At 34.5% G+C, this 14044-nt stretch carries 12 protein-coding genes; 4 read left to right on the forward strand and 8 right to left on the reverse strand.

What is annotated here, in order from left to right:
* Positions 1–547: 547 nt before the first annotated feature.
* Positions 548–802 (reverse strand): hypothetical protein, encoded by a 255-nt coding sequence (locus tag FTRAC_RS01300; protein ID WP_041649385.1) that lies wholly within the window; start codon positions 800–802, stop codon positions 548–550.
* A 304-nt stretch (positions 803–1106) separates the two neighbouring features.
* Here FTRAC_RS01300 and FTRAC_RS01305 point away from each other — a divergent pair, with 304 nt between their 5' ends.
* The 3 genes from FTRAC_RS01305 to FTRAC_RS01315 are packed head-to-tail and all read left to right on the forward strand — an operon-like array spanning position 1107 to position 3634.
* Positions 1107–1928, forward strand: a complete 822-nt coding sequence (locus FTRAC_RS01305; protein ID WP_041649387.1) for a hypothetical protein — start codon at positions 1107–1109, stop codon at positions 1926–1928.
* Entirely contained in the window at positions 1929–2945 is a 1017-nt protein-coding gene (locus tag FTRAC_RS01310; protein ID WP_013452417.1) for a hypothetical protein, read from the forward strand. It begins immediately after the preceding gene.
* Positions 2942–3634, forward strand: coding sequence for a hypothetical protein (locus FTRAC_RS01315; RefSeq protein WP_013452418.1), 693 nt, complete (start codon positions 2942–2944; stop codon positions 3632–3634). Before FTRAC_RS01310 ends, FTRAC_RS01315 begins: the two co-directional genes overlap by 4 nt.
* Before the next feature lie 200 nt (positions 3635–3834).
* On the opposite strand, the gene FTRAC_RS01320 is transcribed toward FTRAC_RS01315, so the two are convergent.
* The 3 genes from FTRAC_RS01320 to FTRAC_RS01330 form a co-directional block, all read right to left on the reverse strand.
* Positions 3835–4344 carry a hypothetical protein gene (locus FTRAC_RS01320; RefSeq protein WP_013452419.1) on the reverse strand — a complete coding sequence of 170 codons (510 nt, stop codon included), beginning with the start codon at positions 4342–4344 and terminating at the stop codon, positions 3835–3837.
* A gap of 311 nt (positions 4345–4655) precedes the next feature.
* Positions 4656–5963, reverse strand: a complete 1308-nt coding sequence (locus FTRAC_RS01325) for a PKD domain-containing protein (RefSeq protein ID WP_013452420.1) — start codon at positions 5961–5963, stop codon at positions 4656–4658.
* Between the two features lie 77 nt (positions 5964–6040).
* A complete protein-coding gene (locus FTRAC_RS01330; protein WP_013452421.1) occupies positions 6041–6592 on the reverse strand; it encodes a hypothetical protein in 552 nt (183 codons plus the stop codon).
* Between the two features lie 582 nt (positions 6593–7174).
* Between FTRAC_RS01330 and FTRAC_RS01335 the strand changes: the two genes are divergently transcribed.
* Positions 7175–8254, forward strand: coding sequence for a hypothetical protein (locus tag FTRAC_RS01335; protein ID WP_013452422.1), 1080 nt, complete (start codon positions 7175–7177; stop codon positions 8252–8254).
* Positions 8255–8609: 355 nt separating this feature from the next.
* On the opposite strand, the gene FTRAC_RS01340 is transcribed toward FTRAC_RS01335, so the two are convergent.
* The 4 genes from FTRAC_RS01340 to paaD all read right to left on the reverse strand — a co-directional run bounded on the left by FTRAC_RS01340 (position 8610) and on the right by paaD (position 14005).
* Positions 8610–9920, reverse strand: coding sequence for a DUF418 domain-containing protein (locus FTRAC_RS01340; protein ID WP_013452424.1), 1311 nt, complete (start codon positions 9918–9920; stop codon positions 8610–8612).
* A 279-nt stretch (positions 9921–10199) separates the two neighbouring features.
* Positions 10200–10943 carry a LytR/AlgR family response regulator transcription factor gene (locus FTRAC_RS01345; protein WP_013452425.1) on the reverse strand — a complete coding sequence of 248 codons (744 nt, stop codon included), beginning with the start codon at positions 10941–10943 and terminating at the stop codon, positions 10200–10202.
* A complete protein-coding gene (locus tag FTRAC_RS19045; RefSeq protein ID WP_245546011.1) occupies positions 10944–12989 on the reverse strand; it encodes a tetratricopeptide repeat-containing sensor histidine kinase in 2046 nt (681 codons plus the stop codon).
* A 530-nt stretch (positions 12990–13519) separates the two neighbouring features.
* Positions 13520–14005, reverse strand: coding sequence for a 1,2-phenylacetyl-CoA epoxidase subunit PaaD (gene paaD / locus FTRAC_RS01355; protein WP_013452427.1), 486 nt, complete (start codon positions 14003–14005; stop codon positions 13520–13522).
* Positions 14006–14044: the final 39 nt, after the last annotated feature.

A 14044-nucleotide genomic window follows, 5' to 3' on the forward strand; every position in this document is an offset into this window, starting at 1 on the left:
TGCACAAAATTTGCGCATAAAGTGTAGTTTTATGCGATTTATTACGGTTTCATACGAAATATAAAACCTTTTTTAAAGCCATATAAAGCCATTTATGTTGTTTTTAGTACTGATACTTACTGACTTGTAATCAGTAGGTCGTTGGTTCGATCCCGACAGGAGGCTCATTCTTTAAAGCCATTCGCAGTTTTGCGGATGGCTTTTTGTTTTTATAACCATTAAATATTGGTAGTTTTGGCATGGTAATGTAGCAGTTATGCTGCAGCAAGTCATCATGAATTTCACACAGGTGCTCAATTTTCAATTTTTACAGCGAATTTTTTAATTTAGTAAGTCAGCTTGATGCTTGCTGATGCAGTACAATCTAACTCCGCCTAAATTCACTGCAAGGGAATCCAACTCACTAATTTTCTAGTAGGAAGAACAGTTTCCAGTATTGGCTTTGCTTTCTCATCTTGCACTCTGATTTTTTCTAACATTCTTGTTCACCAATACTTTTTACAAATGATGACCTTATTGGTGATGATGAGATTAAGATAGACGGCAGTTACTGCTTCTGAAATCGTATTCTCAAGAAAAACCAGCCACAGGCACTGCGTAAATAAGAATTTGAATAATTCTGGTTTTGATTTTTACTGCCATCGAGAGAGGCAGAAGTGCCCACTAAAAGCACAAAGATAGGTGTGCAATAATGCGTGATGAAACGGGTGAAAAATAGAATAGGAGTGGTGGTTTCTAAATCAGTAGGATCTACATAAAATGATCCATAATGAAAATAATCTCTGACATGATCTAGGTCCATAATCACCATCACAACCCCGTTCCCGCCTTGCTCTGCATGGTGGTCGGCTATTTTTCAAAAAATGTTTTATCTTTATAGTATAGGAGTAGAATTTATGCCATAGTAATGGCGAGCTGTAAGTTTCAAAATCCTAAAGGCTAGTAATTTGTGAGTTTTGCACGATAACTATCCTGATAACTTGTTTAAGTGTATTTACAAGGAAGTTATATAAAGATTGTATCGTCAGCAATTTGAAATTTTGTATAGAGGAAAAAGGGATGTAAACTGTGCGTCTGATGATGTAGTATGAGCAATCAGGACCACCATGCGGAGCATGGCGGGAACGGGGGTTGTTCGTAATTCTATTTCAAATAATTCAGGAAGCACCCAATTTGCTAAAGATCCACAAACCTTGGAAAAATTATCAGAATTGATGATGTCCAATTCAAACTTCAGGCAAGCAAAGGAAAACACATGGGAACAAGAATTGAATGATATCTTAGCGGCCAATAATGATTTAAGGTGTGGTACCTGCGGTAATTCTGGTGTTGAAAGAATTCCTCTTATGGATGAATTGTTGGATAATTTAGAGTACATTTCACAATTTGAAGCTAAACCTGGTATTGAAACCGTATATTCTGGATTAAGAAGTAATATAAATAATCGAGATGCTGTTAACCATATGATTGATTACATGAAAAGATATCCAAATGAGTTTACAAATCTGACAGAATTTGAATTTAGGTATGCTGATGATATTTTAAACCGTGCAGATGTTTTGGTAGAAAACACCTTGTATGAATTTAAAAGTTGGACACCTGACAACCCTAATCCATGGAATTCGTTTTTTACTGGTTCAGGTAATTCTTACACCCAATTTTTACGATATTTAAAAAATACAAACGACTTAAATGAATTGAAATATATATTTAATGCACAAAAGTCTGATATAGGGCAAGTTAAAGAAGCTTTTAGAGGGTTATTCTTAGATAAGGCTGATGATTGGTTTAAACCGATAGATGATGGTGGCTTGGGTATTGTTAAGGTAAAGCAATTATTTGGAGATGATATTGAGGATGTCTCTGATTTTATTGAATACGCTGATGATTTAGACAGTGAAGTCTACAGTTTTTTAAAAGCGGATTAAATGAAATTAAAAATTTATAAAAGTATTGAAAATGTTGGTGATTATGATGTGGTTGATAAGAATTGCTATTTCATTAAAAATAATCATATTTTTCAAGATCCAGATAGAAAAATTGTCACGATTAGTAATTATTGGGGTATTAATTTTGAATTAGAATTGATACATGTCTTTACAAATAGAAGCCAGAATTCATTTTATGATTATGATGGGAATCTAATTCTAAGAAAGGATAATGCTAACATTTATCATATTATTAATAAATCTGAATTTATCTGGTATGATAGAGTTTTAAAAAGCACCTTATTTAATAATCACAATTTGATTGCAGGAAAATTAAAAAAATATTTTGTAGATGGTAAGCTAATTTATTATTTTAATAATAATCTAGTTAAGGCTCTTAGTTTTACTGAACCAAATAAAAATCAATTATGGCAGTATGATCTTCTATCATTAGGTACGTTTAATCAATCTAATAAGGAGGTAAATCAGTACGAAGTAAAACACTTCATTGGCATTTATAAAAATCAGTTAATTACACAATTAAGTAATGCCACTTTTCTTTTTTTAAACGTAAATAGTGGTGAACAGGTACAAATTGTTCACTTAAATAAAGATTATCCTTTGCCACAAGGTATTTTTTATAATGACAACCATTCTGCACACATTTTTGATAATAAGCTTGTTTGGTTGAGCAATCAAAGACTCCTTCAGATCAACTTTGAAACTTATGAAGTGAAAATTATCAAAGATTACTTTAAGGAAGATCGTGAGCATCAGATTCGCTTTATGAGTAATAGCCTATATAATGGACATATTTATTTTGTAGCTGACAAAGGCTGGCAATATGTGACGCCTACTCATGTAGGTGTAATGGAAGTGGCAACAGGCCAAATAATATGGAGCCAGCAACTTGAAGATACAGGTGGTTTATCAGAAGCCCCACAAGCTACAGATGATAGACTTTACATAAGGACTAATAAAGGAGTACTTCACATTTTTGAAAAAGAATCTGAATGAAAAAGGAAACCTCTAAAAGCCGCTATTTCTTTAACTTGGCTTACACATTTTTTGGAGGGGTAATGTTTGCCTTTGTGTTAGGTAGTACCATTTGGAGTATAATCCAAAGAGAAAAGGATCAAGATAATACTATCGATTACATAGAAGATTTTAAAATTGATTTTGGTGACAGAAATGTTATGGGCAAATCCTACCAAGATGTGATTCGTTATCGGTTGAGATTTTCAAATGATAAATCCTGGGGCAGTACAGTAATTAGAAGAAGAACACAGGACTGGGAAACTGCTAAGGTAAAGTTCTATAATGTCTTAGAAATAGATACTACTAAACTTTTAGAAAGAATCCCTTTTGAGTTGGATGATTCTTATTTTAAGGATATTTCTAATAAAGGGATTATAGGTGTTTGGGAAGAAAAAAAAGGATGGCAACTGCTTAAAATAGGAGATGAATACCTTGTTAATGGCAGTACCTCATCAATAGGTACTTTTCTATTATATGCTGTATTTGTTTTGTTCGTTTTATTAGGGATATTCTTTATGCTTAGTCCCATAGCCTTATTATTAATTGATACCAAAGGTCTTAAAACCTTTGATAATTTGTCTTATCAATCAAATAAATGGGATGGAATAAAGTATATATTAAATGGGTTCAAAAACCCTGATGATGAGAAAGATCAGAATAGGAATTAATAATTTCATGTAAAAAATAAGAAAAGCACCCAATTTCTTGCGTACTGCATAAGCCTATTTCTGAACCTTCAAATCAAAGGTAATGCTGCCCCCAGTTCCCGCCATGCTCTGCATGGTAACTTATATAAAGATTGTATTATCAAGATATTCAAGCTACAATACAGAGCATGGCAGGATAAGGGGGTACTTTCAAGCCATTCTTAGGCTATTTTACCTATCATGTAAGAGATGAAAGTGATCAGTGTAATGACGATAGAAATAAACAGTATAGGGATACTGATAGGGTTATTACGTTCCTTTTTGAGTGTGAAGTCTATCGTTTTTCTAACAAGCAGAAGGAATATTTTTTGAAGTATAAATGGAAGCCCAATAATTGATGCATATAAGATTACCGCAGCAAAAATCAATGCACCAGCTAAAGAAGTTGAATAGAGGGTTATGACCTCTTGAAGTTCTTGTTGAGTGACCACTTTGCCAAGAGCAGTAAAAACAAATAGTACGGAAGCAATGATACCAGCCAGGACTAAGGCAGTCCATTTTGCAGTACGAAACAGCATTTTTACCATATCTTGTGCCCTTCTTACGAACTCTTGACTAGGAATAAGCACAAGTCCACAAAAGGCAATAGTAGCAAACCATGCAAAGGAAAGTTGTTGTATATCTTTATCATTTTCTCCCCACCACTGTAGAAGGAGACTAGCGAGAGCCATTAAAAAAATGCTAAAACCAAAAACCACTGGTTTTAAAGTTTTGATTAGTTGGTCGTTTGGACTGATCAAGGGATGATTGACAAAAGTGCAAATACCTTGTGTTCATCCAATCTAATGCTTTTTTGAGGAACCCTTTAGAGTAAATGGCTATACCAATAAGGACAGAGAAAAGAGTAAATATTATTCCCAAGAGTTCCATGTTGTTTTTGGTTTACACATTAAAAGAATCCCGACCTTACTGTCTTGTTCTTACATCATTTAAGTATATTAAACTAAAAAAAAGCACGCGATTTCTCGCGTGCTAAGTATGCTTATTTCTGAACCTTCAAATCAAAGGTAATGCTGCCGCCAGACCCCGATACAATATCAGTAATCTTAATAACCCCTTTTTTACCTGCTGCGTTTTCAAATAAAACGATTCTTGGTAAACCATCAGTCGGAAAGCTTTCATCATCCGCTTCAATAGTTAAGTCTCTGAGTGCGGAATCATCCGTCATAGTATCAAATGTTTCCACTGAAAAATCAATGGAACTCGATTCCATATAGTTGATCACTTCAGTGTTAGTGGCATTTGGAATTTCTGTTAAGCCCCAGCCGCTTGCGTCTATTGGGGTCTCGAAAAACCTTAAACCGGAAATTCCCACAAAAACAATGTCAATGTTAGCACCATTTTCAGCTGTTATTTCTCCACTTTTAATGATTTCACCCAAGGCGGTTGAAAAGACGGAACCCATGGTAGATTCCTGATCGCGACCCCCTAAAGTAATGTTTTCGTAAGTAGTGATCTCATTAGTGCTTAAAGTAAAGTTTTTGGAGAGGGTTTCGGTAGCCGTGCCATTCGAAACCTCCAACTCCACAGTAAAATTACCATTTTGAGTATAATTTACTGTACCCGGATTCTCATCTGTTGAATTTTCCGGATCACCACCAGAAAATGTCCAATTGTATTCATTAGCTCCAATGGAATTATTGGTAATGCTTAACTCAGCAGGTGCTTTATCACTGCTTAAAGAGAAATTGAAATCAGCTACTAATTGTTCTTCTAAACTGAAAGTTTTTGAAATAATTTTGGTTTCTGTTCCGTCCGAAACCTCCAGATCAATACTATAATCTCCTTTTTCAGCATAATAAATTATGGAAGGGTTTTCTTCTGTTGAACTAGAAGGATTTCCACCAGAAAATGTCCAACTATATGAACTGGCAGCTTTTGAATTATTCGTTATCGTCACTTCTGTAGGAGCGGATTCACTGCTCAGGGAAATTTCGAAATCAGCCATTAACTGTTCATTCAAACTGAAAGACTTAGTGACCGTTTCTTGATCAGCTTCATTTGAAGCTTCCAAGCTAATGGAAAAATCTCCAGCTTCAGTATACTTAATTGTAGCTGGGTTTTCTTCTGTTGAATTTTCAGGATTTCCTCCAGCAAATGACCAGTTGTAGGCAGTAGCACCTGTTGTTTTGTTGGTTATGCTTACTTCTGCAGGTGCTGTATCTTGGTTAACAGAAATTTCAAAATCTACTACTAATTCTTCTTTAGGATTAGTATCTGGGTCTTCAGTACAGGCTGCAAAAATAATAGCAGTTCCCATTAGGAATAGCTTAATGGTGTTTTTTAACATATCTCGAATTTTTTATAAGGTTGATAAAAAACCCGCAAGGTTTCAAAAACCTTGCGGGTTAAATATTTTCTGAAAATTTACCCTACTTCACCTAAAAATGCAAAACTGCCTTTGTAATAACCTTTTGAAGTTTTACCGTCTTCCAGTTCAAATTCGTATTCCAGCTCAATGGTCTTAGCTGAAAAGTCATATTCTATTAAATTAACAGAACCTGATTCTACATTTAAAGCTGGGCCAGGATTGTCTGCATCATGTTGATACTTTAGATTGCCACCTTCAAACATACTTTCTTCAGTTGATGAATCAGTAGACTTAATTTCAGTATATTCAATAGCATCAGGATGCTCAGCTGTGGAAGCGAAGAATATAGCGATGAAAGAGTCGCCATTATTAATATTAATATTATCCGGCCCGTCACTCAGATCAACATCCGACAAGAAAATACTTGTTGAATGATAGTCTTCATACATACCACCATCGCCAACAGCGGCATTGGTGAAAGCCAACTCAGTATCACCATAAAAGCTGATATTGTCTCTTTCTTCTACTATTTCTTCTTCCTCTTCACCGCAGCTTGCAAATAAAAAGGCAGTCAACAAAAGCATTAAATAAATCGATAATTTTTTCATTACTATTTTCTTGAAATTTTGATTGGCTGCAAAAGTAGTGGATTTATTTGCGCTAAGAAATAAATAGTTAAAAGAAAATCCGCAAGTTTTTTAAAATCTTAAGTGTTGATTGCAATGTACTTTTTAAACTGAATATGAATTAAAATCGATATTTTTTGCATTTAATATAACTAATTGGATGTTTAGCTGTACTATAGTAATAAAAATTGAGTTTTAACGAATTTTAAACGATTTAGTTGTGAAAAAACTAAATGAATGTGCTTACTTTACGGTAATTTTAAATGCAGAAGTTCCTATATCAATCTGATAGGAATCTATGTGATTATGAAGAGTTTACATTATTTTGACTAAAACCTAAACAAAGAGTTATTAAACATTTCCGCATAAAATCTCCACGCAATTACTTTCTTTTGCCCTATAATGTCATTTTCATCTCTGGGTCGAATTCGACTTCTTCTTGTATTGCTAATGCTTTTACAATTTTAAGGAGCTCAATTATACCTAAGTATGATAAAATGGAAATTAAAGGATGTTTTTTAGCTAAAATGAAAATGTCATGATCAACACTATAATGATAAATAGATGAAAAAAAATTTACTACTGCTTGCAGTAATTGCTGTATTACTTATTTCTTGTAATGATTACATAGAACCAGATTTGACAAGTGCTGGGATTTCGTCAGCTACATATACGATTAAGAATAAGGAAGTATTCGCAGATAACAGTCTTTTCCCTGGAGATACTGTTACACTTACTTTTGAAATTTATGGGAGAACCAATTATGAGAGTACCCTAGGAAGTATAAAATTGCGGATGAAGGATATCTATGAATCTAGTGAATATTTGTCCTCTTTAGATACCGTGGAAATGAGTAAGGTAGAAGAAGTCTTTACTAAGGAAATTCCCATCAATAGAAAATTCACTAATGAATTTGATTCATTGATAGAAGTGCAATTTATAATTCCCGATTACCAAATCAAAATTGTAAGTTCCACGCGTGTAAACGTATCCATTCAATATGAACTACAAGCTTCTAATTCGGAAGGAGTTAGTTTAGAGCCAGCTGACCGTGATTTTTATTTTAAATTTCCCAATAATGTAGGAGACACAAATTACACCTTTAAGTTGTATAATAATTACGTAGGTAAGCCTTTTGATGACCCAACTGGTATAGGATTTAATTTGTACACTCAGGAATACCTTAACACCCCCTGTGTTTTGGATAATCAATGTTTTCAGGGAACCGATTATGAAGAATCCAGATTTTTGGAACTGCCCACCATATATAATATGAGTTATTTACCTGAGGCTAATCCTGAAGGAAAATTCTTTGTACCTGCTTTCGGCAATCTTAACAGTTTCGGGAGTACAAGCGGACTAGTGGAATTAAATAACTATAATTTAGAAAGACGTTTCACCTTTGATAATCAGGACCAAGAGAATATACGTTACTATAAAATTGCCTCTTCAGTGGAAGTGAGAGATGTTTTTTTTATTAGGCATGATTTTATAAGATTTACAATTGATGCGGATATTAGCAATCCAGTAATTTATTTGAGGGTATTGGATATCGTAGAGGCAGCCGAAGATAGCTATGTTGAATTTGAGGTTTTTATAGATTATAGATCTATGTATATATTTAACGAATACCATGGGCTATAAAAGAATTCAACCACTTTTTATCGGGCTGGTTTTTGGCTTTATGTTTTTGGTGGCTTCCTTAGGCAATAAAGTCAACAAAAATCCTATTAAAGCAAGTTTAGCGATAATTTGAATAGATCAACCCTATTATTTTATTTATTAACAAGGCGATATGAAAAAATATTTACTACTGATCATACTAGTGAGTTCAGATCGAATACCTAAAATGTGTGCAATAACAGGAATACTTGAAATGCTGGAAATATCAATAATACAAGTACTACCATATAAACAATACTGAAAATCGAAGTTCCATAATCACCATCACAACACCTCTTTAGATGTCAATGGACTTTATTTTTTGATTTAATTAAGGTCATGATTGTGGATCTTTTTTAATTCGATGTTTTTTCTGATAGCTCAAATTTCTCCAGATCCATTCCAGCGGTCCGAAATGAAAATATTTAAGCCAAATCGGGCTAACAATCAATTGAAAAATCCAAATCGCAAAAACGATGTAGAGTAGCTCATGCCTCGAGAAGGTTCCGAAGAGACCCAGACCTACACCAGTGAATATGATCATGGCAAAAATAGAATGCATCACGTAATTAGTCAAGGCCATTTTGCCTACAGAAGAAAGTGCACTTTTTAACCACTTTAATATTGGGAGTTTACAAAATATCAGTATTAATCCGATATGGCCAATAGCAGTTGGAACGCGTCCTAAATCATAGGTTATATTCGTTTTAGAGAAACTTAGCAGTGAAAAATCCTGGTCCACAATATGCATAGTCTCGTAGTAATTGACACTTAAGCCTATCAAATAGCCGAAAAACACCATCATGGCATAAAAAAGATACGACTTTCCAGCAGATAGGATTTTCAATTTAAAAAGCGCTATGCCAATCAACATCATGCTCAACACATCCCAGACATCCCATCGGTAAGGGTCATGCTGATTATAATCTCGGTTGATAGGTGCCAAGAATGCAACTAGATCAAAATATCCTTTTCGCATATTACTATTGAATTTCTCTACAGCTTCAGGACTTCTTTTTGACTGGATTTGATCCCATTTGAGAGAAGCTTCTTTCAGTTCGTCTGTGAGCGCTTTGCCTTCAGTCTTATACTGATTTACTTGCTCCACATTGGCCATGAATCTCACATCCTTATTATAGTCTAAATAACTCCATGCTGAGCCAAATGCCATTAAAAGAATGGCAATACCTATCAATTTTTTAGGAGACATATGCCGGAATGAGTATACCAGAAAACCCATGAGTGCATAGTTGTATAATATCTCTCCTGTCCAAAGCAGTAAATATCCATGGATCAAACCAAAAATCAGCAGCCATAGTAAGCGTCTAAAATAGATATCTGCAGCTTTTAGACCAGCGCCCTTTTTTTCTAATCTATCCAGCAGTATGAACATGCCTACGCCAAATAGTAAGGAAAATAGAGCCCTCATAGTCCCCTCAAAGAGCATATTAGTCACCATCCAGGTGTAGAGGTTCCAGCCTGTTGAGCCCCCAGAAACTGATGGATCACTGTAAGCATTTGCTAAGCCCATCATATGAATGTTCATTAGCAATATTCCAAAAAGGACAATACCTCGCATAATATCTAAGGAATGTATGCGGTCGGTGGGTTGAAGTGGAGTTAGCGAAGTAGCTGAAGTTGTTTTCATCTGTATTAATGGTGGTTTAGGATGATTATTTTCATTTATCTGTGGTTGTGGCGAAAAGAGTATAAGGTTTGTCCCAGGTGGTTAATTCATTAAATAAAAAGAGGGGCTAACTTTCGAAAACGCCCTCTTTTACACCTAATCTAAAAATAACTAAATCGGTACAGCTTATAATGCTATTGTTTAGAAGCTAAATAACTGATCTTTAATTATTAATGAAACCGATCAAGGACGAACACCCTTATTTAGTGTCCGAAAGGAGTGGTTTTCTGTCCGGAGGAATTAAATAGTTTGTATACGCTTTAAAAGCTCTTCCTTCAGTGATTTGGTTACAGGTAGCGCCTTATTGCCAATTACTACATGAGTAGCGGCTATCTCTTTAATTTGCGATAAGTTGATGATATAAGAACGGTGGGTTCGTAGAAAGTGCTTAGAAGGAAGCTTATCGTCCATTTCCTTTAGTGACATGACTACCAAATATTCTTTACTATTTGAAAAAATACGGCAATAATTGCGCTCAGCTTCAATGTATAGGATGTCTTTAATATCTACTTTTATCATTGAATTTAAATGCCTTACAAAAATACAGTCACTTAATAAGAAAGAGTTGTTGTTTTGAGATTCGATCTCAGCACTTTTTTTGCCTTTCGAATCCATTTGGTTTATTGTCAACTCAATAGTGCGTTGTAAATCTAATTTCTTGAAAGGCTTTGATATAAAACCGTATGGCTTCGTTTCTTTAGCTCGGTTAAAATGTGCATCATCAGTATTAGCGGTCAAGTAAATAATAGGAATATTATGTTTTTTTTGCATCTCAATGGCGGTTTCAATACCATCTAAATCCCCCTTAAGATTTATATCCAGCAACATGATATCAGGAAGCTGATTCTCAATATGTTTCAGTGCGTCTTCGCCTCTGGGCACTAGTCCAGTAACTTCATATCCTAATTCATTTAATTGTAAAGATATATTGGCTCCAATAAGCATTTCATCTTCAACTATTAATATTTTCAGTTTGTCGCTCATTTATGCACTTTTCTTCATTAAGAAATCAAATTCAATATGGGTTCCTTTATCAATATGCTCTTTCATTTGTCCATTAAGTTGCTGCGTTAATAATTGCACCAACTGCGAACCGAAACCAGTCCCTTTAGGGGCTAGTCCCATTACTTTACCTACTCCGTTATCCTTTATTTTCAATTTCAAGGAATTGTTGTCAGTTTTTTCTAAACTAATATGGATAGTACCTTGTTCGTTTTTAGGAAATGCATACTTCAAGGCATTGGTCAACAGCTCATTTACAATTAGACCAATAGGAACCGCAGTGTCTACATCCAGTTCCAAATTATCCATTGCGCACTCTATTTTCACTTTTTCCTCGGCATTAAAAGTGTCCAAAATACCTTCACCAAGATTTAGAAAGTAATCCTTCATTTCTATGCTCCCTAGATTTGTTCCTTGGTATAGCTTTTGGTGAATAATACCCATTGATTGCACCCTGTTCTGACTTGCCATCATGGCCTCTTTAGTAGCAGGATCGTCTATCTGAGCTGACTGAAGTGCAATTAAACTCTTGACAAGTTCCAAATTGTTCTTCACACGATGGTGTATTTCTTTGAGCAATAGTTCGTTTTCCGCATTGCGCTTATCCAGCAATATATTTTTATCGGCTAGCTCATCATTTAATTTTTTTAGTTTGTGATTACTCCTGTGTTTTAGCCTATAATTACGATAAAGCAGTCCTAGCAAAAGTGTACCAATAGCTAATGCCGCTATATAAATACTTTGCTGCTGTTGATTAGAAGCAAGCTCCTTGTCTTGCTTTAGCACGTTGAGCTTTAATTCATTTTCCCTAAGGCTTCTTTCATTTCTTTCTACTTCAATAACATTGTTAGCCTCTGACCACTCTTTATAGTTGTCGAGTGCTTTTTTATAATCTCCGCGAAGCTCATGCACTTGATACAATTTATTCATGAAGTAGGCTGTATTAGCTTTGGTGTTGATTTCAATGGAGGAATTCCTCGCTTGTTCATAATAGGTTATGGCTTCGTCATACCTTCCTTCTGCCTTAGCAATATCTCCTAAACGGGAATGCGCAAATTGATAAACATCAATAGTACGTAGGTTATTCTCCTTTAGCAATTTGATAGTTTTATATAAGTAAGGTTTAGCCTGTTCATATTTTTCCTTGTCGATAAGTTTGCTGCCCATGGAATAATAAAACCAGCTATGATGAAAGGGATTAGTGATCTGAGGTAATAGCTCTTGTATTTTATATAAATAATAGTCGCTTGAATCAGGTTTTGAAAGATCTTCGAAATGGTATGATAAAAGTTTGTAACAGAGGATAAGCGCTTCATTTTTTTCCGGATAATCTGATTTTTGGTAGCCCTCCATACTCTCCTTGAGATATTTGGCTCCCAATTCTTTTTCCTCAGGCAAACCATTCTGATAATAAAACCTCCCCTTATCCTTCATTGTTTTAAGCTGAATTTCAGGTCGGGGATCATCATTAAGCAAGTCCTGGGCTTTGACAAAAAGCTCCAGCCCAGGTTTTGGTTCTCCTCTGATAATTTTAATTAAAGCCCAGTTAATCAGTAAATTGTAACCCACAATCTTATCTTTCCTGCTTTCGGGAATTTTTTCGTAATAAGCCCAGCCGATGGGTGCCAATGAATCTACAATATTAAAGTTATGAGATCTATTGGCTCTATCAGTTATATCTACATATAACTCAGCCAAAAGGTCATATTGAAGAGGCTTGCTTTGTTGGAGTAGGAGTGCAGCCAGATCAAAATAAAACACAGTACTGTCTCTGTTAAAGTGAGGCATTCTTCTAAACCATAAAGCCTTGTCCTGGTAGGTTCTACTCAAACCAGAAACTTGCTCAGTGGAAAGTTTATGATCAATGTCCTTTTTTATGAATTGTAAATTTTCTATCTCATTTTGATGAGTAGGATTTTCATTGTCCAAAATTGTAATAGCTTTATCTATATAATGTAGCGAACTATCTACATTAAAATGATCCAAATTTTGATACCAAGTGGCTTTTTTAGAATAGATCTTGCTCAACTTAAGGACAGATTTTGTGGAATCCTTAATTGGCATTGTTTGAGCTATTGCACACAAATGGAAGAACAAAACAGGAAATGAAATCAAGAATTTAATATTACTTGACCTCAGAGTTTTAGGTAATAGAGTAATCTTAGATAGTATTTTATCTTTCATATAGCTTTAAATATACTATATTTTCTTAGTAAAATATAAATAATTTAAGCTGTAGTTGTACAGAGAATAAAAATTAAAGAAGAGTTTTAATAACTTCTTGGGTAACTATATCTTTCTAATGCTTGATCTTTAATAGGTAGGTATAAGATGAATTTTACAAAATATCTTTTTCAAGTGATCAAGTTTTCCTTTTTTAATAAATAGCTGCTCTTCTAAGCCACGAATTGTAAAGGTTTTGGATCTCAAGTTATAATTGGAGACTGTGACGTCTCTGAGAGTAGTTGCAAAATGAGATTTGATTTAAAATACTAATAGATTTTTTCTCTGTTACTTAAACAAATTAGAATGATAAATCAACAGGGTCAATAGATCAATTAAATAGGCTTGAAGCTCTCGAAAGCTTCACCGCAATTATTACAGTGATGCAATGACCTACAAAGCGTAGGACCAAAAGGAGATTTTAAAGTAGTGTTGGTGCTATCGCAATTTGGGCATTCAGCATGTTCAATGATATCTAAATCCTCTATCACATTATTATGAACTGGGGGAGGGGCCAATCCGAATTTCTTTAGAGCTCTTTTACCTTCATCTGAAATCAAATCGGAACTCCAAGTGGTTTTTAAATTTAGATTGACAGTGTGGTTTTCAATTCCATTTTTATTGAGTACATCAACCACATCTTGCTTCATATAATCCATTGCAGGGCATCCAATAAATGTAGGGGTCATATTGACTGTGACATGATCTTCATTGATTTCAATACCCGTTATGACCCCTAAATCTACTAATGAAATAACAGGGATCTCAGGATCTTTCACCTCTTTCAACAATTCTAATATTTTATCCTCAGTTAACGTCATTTCTCAAATAGTTTTTAATTCAAATTTTAGCCTTATCAA

The organism is Marivirga tractuosa DSM 4126 (genome assembly GCF_000183425.1).
In the GTDB taxonomy this organism is placed as follows: domain Bacteria; phylum Bacteroidota; class Bacteroidia; order Cytophagales; family Cyclobacteriaceae; genus Marivirga; species Marivirga tractuosa.

Excerpts from the sequence above, each read along its gene's own strand:
- FTRAC_RS01300 (WP_041649385.1), bottom strand. The coding sequence starts at position 802 with ATGGACCTAGATCATGTCAGAGATTATTTTCATTATGGATCATTTTAT.
- FTRAC_RS01305 (WP_041649387.1), top strand. The coding sequence starts at position 1,107 with ATGCGGAGCATGGCGGGAACGGGGGTTGTTCGTAATTCTATTTCAAAT.
- FTRAC_RS01310 (WP_013452417.1), top strand. The coding sequence starts at position 1,929 with ATGAAATTAAAAATTTATAAAAGTATTGAAAATGTTGGTGATTATGAT.
- FTRAC_RS01315 (WP_013452418.1), top strand. The coding sequence starts at position 2,942 with ATGAAAAAGGAAACCTCTAAAAGCCGCTATTTCTTTAACTTGGCTTAC.
- FTRAC_RS01320 (WP_013452419.1), bottom strand. The coding sequence starts at position 4,344 with ATGGCTCTCGCTAGTCTCCTTCTACAGTGGTGGGGAGAAAATGATAAA.
- FTRAC_RS01325 (WP_013452420.1), bottom strand. The coding sequence starts at position 5,963 with ATGTTAAAAAACACCATTAAGCTATTCCTAATGGGAACTGCTATTATT.
- FTRAC_RS01330 (WP_013452421.1), bottom strand. The coding sequence starts at position 6,592 with ATGAAAAAATTATCGATTTATTTAATGCTTTTGTTGACTGCCTTTTTA.
- FTRAC_RS01335 (WP_013452422.1), top strand. The coding sequence starts at position 7,175 with ATGAAAAAAAATTTACTACTGCTTGCAGTAATTGCTGTATTACTTATT.
- FTRAC_RS01340 (WP_013452424.1), bottom strand. The coding sequence starts at position 9,920 with ATGAAAACAACTTCAGCTACTTCGCTAACTCCACTTCAACCCACCGAC.
- FTRAC_RS01345 (WP_013452425.1), bottom strand. The coding sequence starts at position 10,943 with ATGAGCGACAAACTGAAAATATTAATAGTTGAAGATGAAATGCTTATT.
- paaD (WP_013452427.1), bottom strand. The coding sequence starts at position 14,005 with ATGACGTTAACTGAGGATAAAATATTAGAATTGTTGAAAGAGGTGAAA.